We start from the raw sequence: 12,505 nt of genomic DNA on the forward strand, positions 1-12,505 counted from the left end.
CGCGCGGGCCGTCAGTGCTTCGCGACGGTCAGCAGCACGGCGGCGTCCTCGACCGCCTCCAGCGCGTGCCGCGCCGGCGGGATGATCAGCATGTCGCCGGACATGCCGTCCCACGCGTCGCCGCCGCTCGTCAGCCGCACCCGCCCGTGCAGGACGAGCAGCGTCGCCTCGCCGGGGCTCTCGTGCTCGGTCAGCGACGTGCCGGCGGTCAGCGCGATCAGGGTCTGCCGCAGGACGTGCTCGTGGCCGCCGTAGACGGTCTCGGCGCTGCGTCCCGTGGCCGCCGCGGCGGCCCGCTTGAGGTGGTCCCGTACCTGCGCGTCGAGCGAGAGCTTCTGCATGGCACCAGTGTGCCAGCGCGGCCGGTCACTTCAACGGGGCGCCCGTGACGGGCGCGCCGAGCGCGCTGCCCTGCAGCCACTCGTTCCACGACTTCACCCACGGAGTCGGCCCGTTGCCGAACCGCAGCTTCCGCGACGTCCCCGTCACCTTGACGATGTCGCCCCGGTTGGTGAAGTTGAAGAACCACTTCGCGTCGGTCGGGGAGGCGTTCACGCAGCCGTGGCTGACGTCGGAGACGCCCTGCTCGCCCGTCGACCACGGCGCCGAGTGCACGAACGTCCCGCTGTAGGTCAGCCGCACGTTCCAGCTCGTCGGGATCCGGTACTCGCCGGGGTCGCCGGTCGTCGCCGAGTCCATGACGATGTGCGCCGCCTTCTCCTGCGCGATCATCGTGCCGCTGTAGCTGTCGTGGCCCGGCTTGCCGAGGCTGACCTTCATCGTCCGCACCAGCCGGCCGTTCTCGGTGACCTTCGCGCGGTGCGTGTCGTCGCTGATCGTGGTGATGTGCTTCGGGCCGACGGTGAAGTTCAGCGTCCGGTCCTTCATGCCGTAGAGGCCCTCGCCCGCCTTCAGCCCGGCGAGGTGCGCGACGACCTTCACCTTCTCGCCGGACGGCCAGTAGTCCCGGGGCCGGAAGTCGACCTCCTTGTCGCTGATCCAGTACCAGGCGCCCTGCACGGGCGTGGACATCCGCACTTCGAGGGCCTTCTCCACGGCCTGCTTGCCGGCCTTGGTGCTCACCGGCCTGGACAGCAGCAGCTGCACCGGCATCCCGACGCCGACGGTCTCGCCGTCCAGCGGCGACATGCCCGTCTCGAGCTTCTTGGCGGGCGTGAGGGTGGTGAAGGTCGAGGTGACCGTGGCCGGACGGCCGCCGTCGATGGAACCCTGCGCGGTGACCGTGTACGTCGTGGACGGCCGCAGCGTCCACGCCGACTTCCACGACTTGCCGTCCGGCGCCAGCGTGCCCTCGGCCTTCTGGTTCTTGCCGTAGGTGAGCGTCACGCTCGTCAGCTTGCCCGCGACGGCCTTCACCATGACGGGCTGGTCGGGCGCCACCTGCTTGGCGCCGGTCGCCGGGGTGACGGCCAGCTTCGCGGTCTTCTCGCTGTCGCCGCCGCGGTCCGGACCGCCGGCCTTGTCGCCGCCGCCACCGGACGAGCACCCCGCGACGGAGATGGCGAAAGCCCCGATGATCGCCGCACCCGCCGTCGCGGCCCGACCCTTGCGCATCACCGAACTCCTCACGTTCGCCACGCGGAACCTCAGAGCCAGGTTATGCGCAGCTCGCGGCGAGGCATGCCGATGCGAGGGAAGCTCCCACCTTTCTCACAGGCGGGCAATGGCCCCGCCAAGTCGAGAAGGCCGGTGCCGCGCGGCGTTCCACCGCACGGCACCGGCCTCTACGTGGTCAACGCCTCAGGGGGAGGCGGTCCGCCCGAATTCCGGCGGAAGCTCCGCCGCGGCCTCGCGGTCCAGCAGGAACAGCGTGCCCTGCCGTCCGCGCGCGCCCGCGCACGGCACCCGCACCGGCCCCGCGCCCGACAGGCCCAGCCGCACCGCCTTCGCCTTCGCCTCCCCGGACGCCAGCACCCACACCTCGTGCGCGGCGCACAGCGACGGGAACGTCAGCGAGATCCGGGTCGGCGGCGGCTTCGGCGCGCCGTGCACCGCCACCACCGGCCGCTCGTCGCGGACGGCGGGCATCTCCGGGAACAGCGACGCGACGTGCGCGTCCGGCCCGACGCCGAGCATCAGCACGTCGAACGAGGGGACGGGGCCGTGGTCCTCGGGACGGGCGGCGGCGCGCAGTTCGGCGGCGTACCGCTCGGCGGCGGCCTCCACATCGTCGCCGTCCGGGCCGTCCGAGGCCGGCATCGGGTGCACCCGCGCCGGATCGACGTCCACATGGTCCAGCAGCGCCGCGCGAGCGCCGGTCTCGTTGCGCTCGGGATCGCCGGTCGGCAGGAACCGCTCGTCGCCCCACCACACGTCCAGCCGGCGCCAGTCGATCGCGTCCCGCGCGCCCGTCGCGGCCAGCGCCGCCAGCACCGCCGTGCCGACGCCGCCGCCGGTCAGCACCACCGACGCCGAGCCGCGCGCGGCCTGCGCGTCCACGATCCGCGTCACCAGCCGCGCCGCCGCCGCCTCGGCCAGCAGGTCCTGGTCGCGGTGGACCAGGACCACCGGGGGAGTCACGCGTCCCCCGACGGCTTGCCCCGGGACGGCTTCTTCCCGCCCGCCTTCGCCGGCGCCGCGGGGAGCCCCTCCTTCGCGGCCTCCTTCTCCGCCTTCCTCGTCGCGGCCGCCTCCTGCGTGCCCGACAGCGGATCGCCGGCGACGCCCTCGTCCGAGGCCCCGCCCGCGAGGTCCTTGGCGAAGCGGGCCGCCGCCTCGCGGTACACCTCGTCCGGGTCGAGCCGCCGCAGCTCCTCGGCCAGCAGCTCCGACATGGGGCGGCGCATCAGCGCCACCTGCCGGTCCGGCTGGCCGGGCCGGCACAGCGTCGCGACCCGCCCGTCCGGCCGGTCGATCACGATGTCGCCGCCGGTCGTCGTCAGCCGGACCCCGGTGATCCCCGGGCCCTCCGACACCGTCCGCCCCACCGCGACGCCGAGCCGGATCGACAGCCACGCCGCCAGCAGCTCCGCGCTCGGGCTGTCCGGCTCGGCCATCACCTCGCCGGAGACGATCTCGTCGTGCTCCTGGTCGAGCGAGGCGGCCAGCAGCGACCGCCACGACGTCAGCCGGGTCCAGGTGAAGTCGGTGTCGCCCGGGCTGTAGTTCCCGGCCAGCTGCGCGAGCGTGCCGAGCCGGTCGCGGGCCGCGTAGGCGTCGGTGATCCGCCGCGTCGCGAGCTTGCCCAGCGCGCTCTTGGACGGCGACTTCGGCACCTTGCCGCCCGGCCACCAGATCACCACCGGCGTGTCCGGCATCAGCAGCGGCACCACCACCGAGTCGGCGTGCTCGGCCAGCGGCCCGTACATGCGCAGCAGCACCGTCTCGCCCGGGCCGGTCTCGCCCATCCGGATCTCGGCGTCCAGCCGCGAGGAGTTGCCGCGCGGGTCGCGGGAGATCACCGTCAGCACCCGGCACGGGTGCTCGCGGGCCGCCTCCGTCGCCGCGCGGACCGCGTCGTACTGCGCCGACTCGTCCGTCACGATGATCAGCGTCAGCACCATGCCGACCGCCGGGCCGCCCATCAGGTGCCGCGACTGGGTCAGCGCGTCCTGGATCTTGCGCGTCGTGGTGCCGGTGAGGTCGATGTTCATCAGAGCCTCCTCCAGGAGCGGCCGTCGCGCGCCATCAGCTCGTCGGCGCTGTCGGGCCCGTAGCCGCCGGACGTGTACTGGTCGACGCCGCCGCGGCTCGCCCAGTACTCCTCGATCGGGTCGAGGATCCGCCAGGACAGCTCGACCTCCTCCTGCCGCGGGAACAGCGGCGGGTCGCCGATCAGCACGTCCAGCAGCAGCCGCTCGTAGGCCTCCGGGGACGCCTCGGTGAACGACTCGCCGTAGGCGAAGTCCATGTTCACGTCGCGGATCTCCATCGAGGTGCCGGGCACCTTCGAGCCGAACCGCACCGTGATGCCCTCGTCCGGCTGCACCCGCATCACCAGCGCGTTCTGCCCGAGCTCCTCGGTGTCGGTGTGCGAGAACGGCAGGTGCGGCGCCTGCTGGAACACCATCGCCACCTCCGTCACCCGGCGGCTGAGCCGCTTGCCGGTGCGCAGGTAGAACGGCACGCCCGCCCACCGGCGGTTGTCGATCTCCAGCTTGACCGCCGCGTAGGTCTCCGTGCGGGAGTCGGCCGGGATGCCGTCCTCCTCCAGGTACCCCTTGACGCTCACGCCGCCCTGCCAGCCCGCCGCGTACTGCCCGCGCGCGGTGGAGGTGGTCAGGTCGCCCGGCACCCGCACCGACGACAGGATCTTCGCCTTCTCGAGCCGGACGGCCTGGGCGCTGAACGACGTCGGCTCCTCCATCGCCGTCAGCGCCAGCAGCTGCAGCAGGTGGTTCTGGATGACGTCGCGGGCCGCGCCGATCCCGTCGTAGTAGCCCGCCCGGCCGCCGATGCCGATGTCCTCGGCCATCGTGATCTGCACGTGGTCGATGTAGGAGCGGTTCCAGATCGGCTCGAACATCGCGTTGGCGAACCGCAGCGCCAGGATGTTCTGCACCGTCTCCTTGCCGAGGTAGTGGTCGATCCGGAAGATCGACTCCTCGGGGAACACGCGGTGCACCGTGTCGTTCAGCTCCAGCGCCGTCTTCAGGTCCCGGCCGAACGGCTTCTCGATCACCACCCGCCGCCAGGCGCCGTCCGCGCGGTCGGCCAGCCCGCTGCGCTGCAGCTGCTCGACCACCTGCGGGAAGAACTTCGGCGGGATCGACAGGTAGAACGCGTAGTTGCCGCCGGTCCCGCGGCTCTCGTCCAGCTCCTTCACCGCCATCGACAGCGCGTCGAAGGCGCCCGGGTCGCCGAACTCGCCGGGCACGAAGTGCATGCCCTCCGACAGGTGCGTCCACACGTCCTCGCGGAACGGGGTCCGCGCGTGCGCCTTCACCGACTCGTAGGCGATCTGCCGGAAGTCCTCGTTCTCCCAGTCGCGGCGCGCGAAACCGACCAGCGAGAAGCCCGGCGGCAGCAGCCCCCGGTTCGCCAGGTCGTAGATCGCCGGGAGCAGCTTCTTGCGCGACAGGTCCCCAGTGACGCCGAACAGCACGAGCACGCACGGCCCGGCCACCCGCGGCAGGCGCTTGTCGCGCGGGTCCCGGAGCGGATTGGCTGCGTCGGTCACGTTGCGGCCCCCTCTTCTCGCACGATGCCTACCCTCACTTCTACTCGCATCCGATCAGACCACGCATCCTGTGTGTCGACCCCGTGTACTGACAGTCTCGCCCCTCCCGGACGCGCTGGCGCTCTCCGGGCCGCCGGAGCGCCGCGGCGGCGCCGGCGTCCTAGCCGCCCCGGGCGGAGTCGAGCCCCCGGGCGAGGCCCGCCCAGCGGCTCCGCAGGTGCGGCCGGACGACCGGGCGGCCGTCCGAGCGCGCGGCGCGCGCGTCACCGAGCGCCCGCGCGAGCCGGCGCACGCCGAGCCGGTGGTGCCGGCCGGGGACGGCGACGTCGCGGTCGGCGTTCCCCGTCACTTGCTGGTATACGCCCGCATCCGGCCGATCATTCCCGCCCGCCGGGCGCCCCGGCAGCCGCTCGGCGGCCGCCCTGACCGGCCCCCGGGCGGTGATGGCCGTCTCCCCGGAGACGACCGCGGTGAAGCTCACGGCCGCGGACCCGCCCCCGCAACCGCCCGGACGGCCTCGATCAGCCGGCCCGCGCCCTCGACCGGGTTGCGCAGGTGCAGCCGCACCACCGGCAGCCGCCGCTGCCGCAGCGCCCGGACCTCGCCGAGCGCCCGCGCCAGCTGCAGCTTCGCCAGCCCGTACGGCCGCCCGGGCACCGGATGCGCCGCCAGCACGTCGCCCGGCGCCGGATCGCCCGTGATCACCAGGAACGCGCCGTTGCCGGGCCCGTCCTTGTGGATCGGGCCGGTGGCGTGCGGGTACGCCGGGCCCGGCCCGTACACGACCGGCCGCCCGGCCGCGCGCGACAGCGACGGCGCCAGGTAGCGGCCCGAGAAGTCGCCCGACAGGTACGTCAGCACCGACAGGTAGCCGTCGGCGGGCACCGAGGCGATCAGCCCGCCCAGCACCGTCCCGAGGTCGGCGCCCGGCGGCCACGCGAAGTCGGCGTGCACCTCGATGTCGTCCTCGACGTACACCGGACGCCCGGCGGGCAGCGGCCCGCCGCCCGCCGAGCGCAGCAGCGTCGCCGCGTCGTCCTCCGCCTCCTGGACGGCCGCGCTTCCCGCCTCGAACGGGTTCACGCCGAGCAGCCACCCGGCGACGGCCGTCGCGTACTCCCACAGCACGAACTGCGCGCCGAGCGGCGCCCACACCGAGGTGTCGGCCTCCTCCTGCGCCGCCGACCGCGGGTTGATCGAGATCCCGTGCAGGTCGGGGAAGCCGCCCCTGCCGCCGGGCGGCTCCAGCGCGAGCACGCCGCGGCCCCGCTTGCCGGTGCCGACCGCGAGCAGCTGCGCGATCCAGGAGCTGAGCGCGCCGGACCCGCCGGGCTCGCGCAGCACCACCTTGTCGCGGATGACCCCGGCCGGCCCCTGCTGGGCGCAGCCGCCGAGGACGGCGCCGAGCAGCAGCCCCGGGTTGTCCTCGTCCTTGGCCAGCGACGGCATCAGCGACGCCGCCTCCTCCAGCAGCCGCTCCGCGTCGGCGCCCGCCAGCACCGCCGGGACCAGCCCGTACGCCGACAGCGCGCCGAAGTGCCCCGGCAGGTACGGGTCGGTGAGCCCGATCCGGTAGCCGCACTGGCGGGCGAAGTCGTGCAGCGGGCTGCCGTGGTCGGTGATCACCAGGAAGCGGCCCGCGATCTCGCGCTCCGACAGCCCCCGCTCGCGGAACGCGCCCGCGAAGATCCGCCGGTAGGCGTCGCCCTCCAGCGACACGCCCGCCTTGCTGGCCAGCACGACCAGCGTCCGGTCCAGCCGCTCGAGCGCGAACGCCAGCGCGGCGGTGTCGCTGCCGTCCAGCACCGTCAGCCCGCCGCCGGGGCCGGCCGGGGCGCCGCCCCCGCCGGCGAGGGCGGGCGCGTGCGCCTCGACGATCGCCTGGGCGGCGAGGCTCTCCGCGCCCACCCCGATCAGCACGATGTGGTCCAGGCCGGAGTAGCGCGCCTCGGCGACGAGCCCGTCCACCTGCTTCAGCAGCCCGCGCGAGGCGAACGGCAGGTCCAGCCAGCCGAGCCTGCTGTGGTCGACCGCGCGCCGCCCCCACAGCCGCGGGTCCTTCGCGGCCAGCGCGCCCGGCACGCCGCAGCCGACGAGGTAGTCCCTCGCCTGCAGCGCCGAGTCGAGCACGTCGCCGCGCGTCAGTACGTCGAATCCGGACACGCTTCCCTCCTGCCCCCTATCGTTTCAGGAGAGAAAGGGCATCCGCGACCATCTCCCTCGATCTTCTGCCACCGGTTGCGAACCGGACGCGGAAGATCAGGTGAGCGCTCGGGTCAGCTGAGCGCCTCGGTCAGCTGCGCGAGTCCCTCGGCGCGGTCCCGCAGATGCAGCCGGACCACCGGGCGGCCGAGCGAGCGCAGCACCCGCTGGTCCCCGAACGCCTGCGCCAGCTGCAGCTCGCCGAGCGTGAAGGGCCGTCCGGGCACCGGCACATCGGCCGTAACCGAGCCCGTGACCTGCAGAAACGTTCCATTGGGCGGGCCGCCCTTGTGGTACTGGCCTGTCGCGTGCAGGTACCGCGGGCCCCACCCGAACGTGACCGGCACCGGATTCCTGCGCAGCCGCGCGCCGCGCGCCGCCAGCAGCGGCCGCAGCCCGGCCGCCGCCGCGTCCCCAGCGCGATCCAGGTAGGCCAGGACGGCGAGGTAGCCGCGGTCCGGGACGTCCTCAAGAACCGTCTCCAGCGCCTCACCCAGCGTCTTCGCGCCGCGCAGCGACTCCTCCGGCGCGTGCACCTCCACCGCGTCCGACACCAGCGCGGGCGGCCGGCGCACCACCGTCGGGGCCGCGCCCTCCTCCGAGCGCAGCAGCGCCGCGGTGCTGTCCCGCGACTCGCCGGTGTCCGGCTCCGCGAACGGATCGACGCCGATGACCCGCGCGGCCACCGCCACCGCGTACTCCCACAGCAGGAACTGCGCGCCGAGCGGGCCCGCCACGCTCACCCCCGCCTCGCGGCCCGGTCCTGGCTCGTCCGGGCGGCGGCCGAGGATCAGCCGGCGCAGGTCGCCGGTCAGCTCGAACCCGGGGGACTCCACGCCCTCCACCACGACCGGCAGCAGCCCCCGGCCGTCCTTGCCGAGCGCCCCCGCCACCAGCTGCTCCGCCCAGCCGGCGAAGCCGTGCAGGCCTGAGCCGTGGTCGGCGATCACCAGCTTGTCGCGGCCGCCGAGCGCCGACGAGCCGAGCGCGGCGCCGAGCGCCAGCGCCGGGTTGTCGTAGGGCTGGCGCAGCACGCCGGCGAGCCGGTCCGCCTCGTCCAGCAGCGCCAGGAGGTCGGTGCCCGCGAGCGCGGCGGGCGCCAGCGCCGCGACGCCGAGCGCGCCGAACCGGCCGTCGACGTCGGTCTCGGCCTGCACGACGTGGTGGCCGACCTCGCGGGCGGCGCGCTCCAGCTCCGACCCCGGCTCGGCCACGGCCACGAACCGGCGGGCCAGCTCGGCCCGGTCCAGCCCGGCCTCGGAGAACGCCCGGCCGAAGACGCGGCGCAGCGACCGCGTCCCGACGTCGTCGCCCGCGACGACCACCAGCGTCCTGCCGAGGTCGCCCGCGAGCACCGCCGACACCTCGTGCGGGTCGGTGGTGTCCAGCACGACCAGCTCGGCGTCCGGCCCGGTGCGGGCCGCGGTCCGGTGGATCGCCTCCGCGGCGATCGCGGCGCCGCCCGTCCCCGCGACCACGATCCGGTCCAGCCCCGCGTCGCGGAACTCCTCCGCCGGCCCGGCGATCCGGTCCGGCAGCGACCGCGACATCTCCGGCAGGCCGAGCCAGCCCAGCCGGCGGGCGGCCAGCGGGGCCGCGTCCGGGCCCCACAGCTTGGCGTTTCGGGACGAGAGCGAGCTCGGCACCCCGTCGGAGGCGAGACGGTCCAGGACCGTCTCGCTCTCGTCGACGACGGTGCCGCGGATGGTGACCGAGATCCCCCCGGCGGTCACCACCGACGTCACGCGCTCTTGTCCTTCAGCTCGCCCTCGATCGAGCCCAGCAGCTCCTTCCAGGACGCCTCGAACTTCTCGACGCCCTCCTCCTCCAGGACCCGCACGACGTCGTCGTAGTCGACGCCCGCGTCCTTCAGCGCCGCCATGTGCGCCCGGGCGTCGTCATAGGCGCCCCGGACGGTGTCGCCGCGCAGCTGCCCGTGGTCGGCCTCCGCCACCAGCGTCGCCTCCGGCATCGTGTTGACCGTGCCCGGCGCCACCAGCTCGTCCACGTACAGGGTGTCGACGAGGTTCGGGTCCTTCACGCCGGTCGAGGCCCACAGCGGGCGCTGCGGGCGGGCGCCCGCGTCCTTCAGCGCCTTCCACCGGTCGGTGCCGAACTTCTCCTCGTACAGCGCGTACGCCAGCCGCGCGTTCGCCAGGCCCGCCTTGGACCGCAGGCCCTTCGCCGCGTCCGAGCCGATCTTGTCGAGCCGCTTGTCGATCTCGGTGTCGACCCGGCTGACGAAGAACGACGCCACCGACGCGATCGTCGACAGGTCGTGCCCGTTCGTCCGGGCCTGCTCGAGGCCCGCGAAGAACGCGTCGATGACCTTGCCGTAGCGCTCCAGCGAGAAGATCAGCGTCACGTTCACGCTGATGCCCTCCGCCAGCGCCGCGGTGATCGCGGGCAGGCCCTCCTCGGTCGCCGGGATCTTGATGAACAGGTTCGGCCGGTCCACCATCCACCACAGCGCCCGCGCCTCGGCCACCGTCTTCTCGGTGTCGCGGGCGAGCCGCGGGTCCACCTCGATCGACACCCGGCCGTCCAGGCCGTCGGTCCGGTCGTAGACCGGGCGCAGCACGTCGCAGCCCCAGCGGATGTCATAGGTGGTGATCGCGCGGGACGCCTCCTCGACGTCCACGCCCCGCACCGCCAGGTCGCGCACCTGGTCGTCGTAGGCGTCGCCCTTGCTCAGCGCCTTGGCGAAGATCGTCGGATTGGAGGTGACGCCGACGACGTTCCGCTCCTTGATCAGCTGCTCCAGGTTCCCGGTGCGCAGCCGCTCCCGGCTGATGTCGTCCAGCCAGATCGACACTCCCTCGTCCGAGAGCGCCTTCAGGATGTCACTCATCGCTTTCTCCTCGTCGTCGAGTTCCGCGGGGGCCGGCCGTGCCGGGCCCCCGGCCCGCCGGGGCGGCCGCCGGGGGCCCGCCGGCCCTAGTTCCCGGTGGTGCTGCCGCGGCCGGCGTGCTTGACACCGGCCTTGATCAGGCTCGCCTTCGCCGCCGCGACGACACGCTCGGCGGTGATGCCGAACTGCTCGAACAGCGTCTTGTAGTCGGCGGACGCGCCGAAGTGCTCCAGCGACACCGACGTGCCGGCGTCGCCGACGTAGGTCCGCCAGCCGAGCGCCACACCGGCCTCCACCGACACGCGCGCTCGCACCCCGGGGGGCAGGACCTGCTGCTTGTAGGCGTCGGGCTGCTCCTCGAACCACTCGACGCACGGCATCGACACCACGCGGGTCGGGGTGCCCTGGGACTGGAGCGTCTCGCGGGCCTCCAGCGCCAGCTGCACCTCGCTGCCCGTGGCGATCAGGATCAGCTCGGGCTGCCCGCCCGCGGCGTCGGCCAGCACGTAGCCGCCCTTGGCGGCGCCCTCGGCGGACGCGATCTCGCCGTCGCGCTCCAGCGTCGGCAGCTTCTGCCGGGTCAGCGCGAGGCCCGCCGGGCGGTCGGTGTGCTCCAGGACCGTCCGCCACGCGACCGCCGTCTCGTTGGCGTCCGCCGGGCGCACCACGTCCAGCCCGGGGATCGCCCGCAGCGCCCACAGGTGCTCCACCGGCTGGTGCGTCGGGCCGTCCTCGCCGAGGCCGATGGAGTCGTGCGTCCACACGTAGGTGACCGGCAGCTTCATCAGCGCCGCGAGCCGGACCGCCGGCCGCATGTAGTCGCTGAAGATCAGGAACGTGCCCGCGTAGGGCCGGGTGCCGCCGTGCAGCGCGATGCCGTTGGAGATCGCGCCCATCGCGTGCTCGCGGACGCCGAAGTGCAGCGTCCGGCCGTACCGGCCGCCGGGGAACTCCTTGGTCTGGAACTCCTCGGGGATGAAGGACGGCTCGCCCTTCATCGTCGTGTTGTTGCTCTCCGCCAGGTCGGCCGACCCGCCCCACAGCTCCGGCAGCACCGGCGCCAGCGCGCCCAGCACCTCGCCGGACGCGGCGCGCGTCGCGACGTCCTTGCCCGCCGGGAACTCCGGCAGCTTCGCCTCCCAGCCCGGGGGCAGGTGCCGGGCGCTGATCCGGTCGTACTCGGCGGCGCGCTCGGGGTTCGCCGACCGCCAGGCCTGGAACGCCTTCTCCCACTCGGCGTGCAGCGCGCGGCCCCGGTCCGAGACCTCGCGGGCGTGCGCCAGCACGTCGTCGGGGACGATGAACGACTCGGCCGGGTCCAGGCCGAGGATCCGCTTGGTCGCGGCGACCTCCTCGGCGCCCAGCGCCGAGCCGTGGGCCTTGCCGGTGTTCTTCTTGTTCGGCGCCGGCCAGCCGATGATGGTGCGCAGCGCGATGAACGACGGCCGGGCCGTCTCCGCCTTGGCCGCCTCGAACGCCGCCGCCAGCGCGGCCACGTTCTCCTCGTAGTCGCCGTTCACCGTCCAGTCGACGTGGTGGACGTCCCAGCCGTACGCCTCGTAGCGGGCCCGCACGTCCTCCGACAGCGCGATCGCGGTGTCGTCCTCGATCGAGATGTGGTTGTCGTCGTACAGCAGGACCAGGTTGCCGAGCCGCTGGTGCGCCGCGAGGGCGCTCGCCTCGTGGCTGATGCCCTCCTCGATGTCGCCGTCGGACGCGAACGCCCAGACGGTGTGGTCGAAGGGGGACTCGCCGGCCGGGGCGTCGGGGTCGAACAGGCCGCGCTCGCGGCGGGCCGCCATCGCCATCCCGACCGCGTTCGCGATGCCCTGCCCCAGCGGGCCCGTGGTGGTCTCGACGCCCGCGGTGTGCCCGTGCTCGGGGTGGCCGGGGGTGAGGCTGCCCCACTTGCGCAGCGCCTTCAGGTCGGCCAGCGTCAGCGGGTAGCCCGAAAGGTAGAGCTGGATGTAGAGGGTCAGGCTGGAGTGGCCGCAGGACAGGACGAACCTGTCCCGGCCGGCCCAGTCCGGGTCCGTCGGGTCGTGCCGAAGGAACCGCTGGAACAGAAGGTAGGCGGCGGGTGCGAGGCTCATGGCCGTACCGGGGTGGCCGGAGCCCGCCTCCTCGACCGCGTCCATGGCGAGGGCGCGGATGACGTCCACCGCCCGCCGGTCCAGGTCGGACCATTCAAACGTGCTGCTGTCCCTGCTCACGGAACGCCAGGCTCCTCTCGAACCGCTGTCGTACAGAGTTCATTAGCGATGTGCCGCCGCGCGGCATGACCGGCGCCCCTGCCGCGGCCCCCTGTTGCC

At 74.0% G+C, this 12,505-nt stretch carries 10 protein-coding genes; all 10 read right to left on the reverse strand.

Annotated elements, in window-relative coordinates:
• Positions 1–11 precede the first annotated feature (11 nt).
• Entirely contained in the window at positions 12–341 is a 330-nt protein-coding gene (locus tag F8568_RS08180) for a cupin domain-containing protein (RefSeq protein WP_151592885.1), read from the reverse strand.
• Positions 342–366: 25 nt separating this feature from the next.
• Positions 367–1,575: a L,D-transpeptidase gene (locus F8568_RS08185; protein WP_151592886.1), complete on the reverse strand. Its 1,209-nt coding sequence runs from the start codon at positions 1,573–1,575 to the stop codon at positions 367–369.
• Positions 1,576–1,761: 186 nt separating this feature from the next.
• Positions 1,762–2,541 (reverse strand): 6-phosphogluconolactonase, encoded by a 780-nt coding sequence (gene pgl / locus F8568_RS08190; RefSeq protein ID WP_151592887.1) that lies wholly within the window; start codon positions 2,539–2,541, stop codon positions 1,762–1,764.
• Entirely contained in the window at positions 2,538–3,614 is a 1,077-nt protein-coding gene (locus F8568_RS08195) for a glucose-6-phosphate dehydrogenase assembly protein OpcA (RefSeq protein ID WP_151592888.1), read from the reverse strand. The genes pgl and F8568_RS08195 overlap by 4 nt, the downstream gene beginning before the upstream one ends.
• Positions 3,614–5,140: a glucose-6-phosphate dehydrogenase gene (gene zwf, locus F8568_RS08200; RefSeq protein ID WP_151592889.1), complete on the reverse strand. Its 1,527-nt coding sequence runs from the start codon at positions 5,138–5,140 to the stop codon at positions 3,614–3,616. Before zwf ends, F8568_RS08195 begins: the two co-directional genes overlap by 1 nt.
• Before the next feature lie 160 nt (positions 5,141–5,300).
• Entirely contained in the window at positions 5,301–5,621 is a 321-nt protein-coding gene (locus F8568_RS08205; protein ID WP_151592890.1) for a hypothetical protein, read from the reverse strand.
• The gene (locus tag F8568_RS08210; protein ID WP_151592891.1) at positions 5,618–7,303 is read right to left on the reverse strand and encodes a phosphoheptose isomerase; all 1,686 of its coding nucleotides are present in this window, start codon (positions 7,301–7,303) and stop codon (positions 5,618–5,620) included. The genes F8568_RS08205 and F8568_RS08210 overlap by 4 nt, the downstream gene beginning before the upstream one ends.
• Before the next feature lie 113 nt (positions 7,304–7,416).
• Complete coding sequence (locus F8568_RS08215; RefSeq protein WP_151592892.1) at positions 7,417–9,087, reverse strand: glucose-6-phosphate isomerase; 1,671 nt, start codon at positions 9,085–9,087, stop codon at positions 7,417–7,419.
• Positions 9,084–10,193, reverse strand: coding sequence for a transaldolase (gene tal, locus F8568_RS08220; protein WP_151592893.1), 1,110 nt, complete (start codon positions 10,191–10,193; stop codon positions 9,084–9,086). Before tal ends, F8568_RS08215 begins: the two co-directional genes overlap by 4 nt.
• A gap of 86 nt (positions 10,194–10,279) precedes the next feature.
• Positions 10,280–12,406, reverse strand: coding sequence for a transketolase (tkt, locus tag F8568_RS08225; RefSeq protein ID WP_151592894.1), 2,127 nt, complete (start codon positions 12,404–12,406; stop codon positions 10,280–10,282).
• Positions 12,407–12,505: the final 99 nt, after the last annotated feature.

The organism is Actinomadura physcomitrii (genome assembly GCF_008923205.2).
GTDB lineage: Bacteria > Actinomycetota > Actinomycetes > Streptosporangiales > Streptosporangiaceae > Spirillospora > Spirillospora physcomitrii.

Excerpts from the sequence above, each read along its gene's own strand:
- F8568_RS08180 (WP_151592885.1), bottom strand. The coding sequence starts at position 341 with ATGCAGAAGCTCTCGCTCGACGCGCAGGTACGGGACCACCTCAAGCGG.
- F8568_RS08185 (WP_151592886.1), bottom strand. The coding sequence starts at position 1,575 with ATGCGCAAGGGTCGGGCCGCGACGGCGGGTGCGGCGATCATCGGGGCT.
- F8568_RS08195 (WP_151592888.1), bottom strand. The coding sequence starts at position 3,614 with ATGAACATCGACCTCACCGGCACCACGACGCGCAAGATCCAGGACGCG.
- tal (WP_151592893.1), bottom strand. The coding sequence starts at position 10,193 with ATGAGTGACATCCTGAAGGCGCTCTCGGACGAGGGAGTGTCGATCTGG.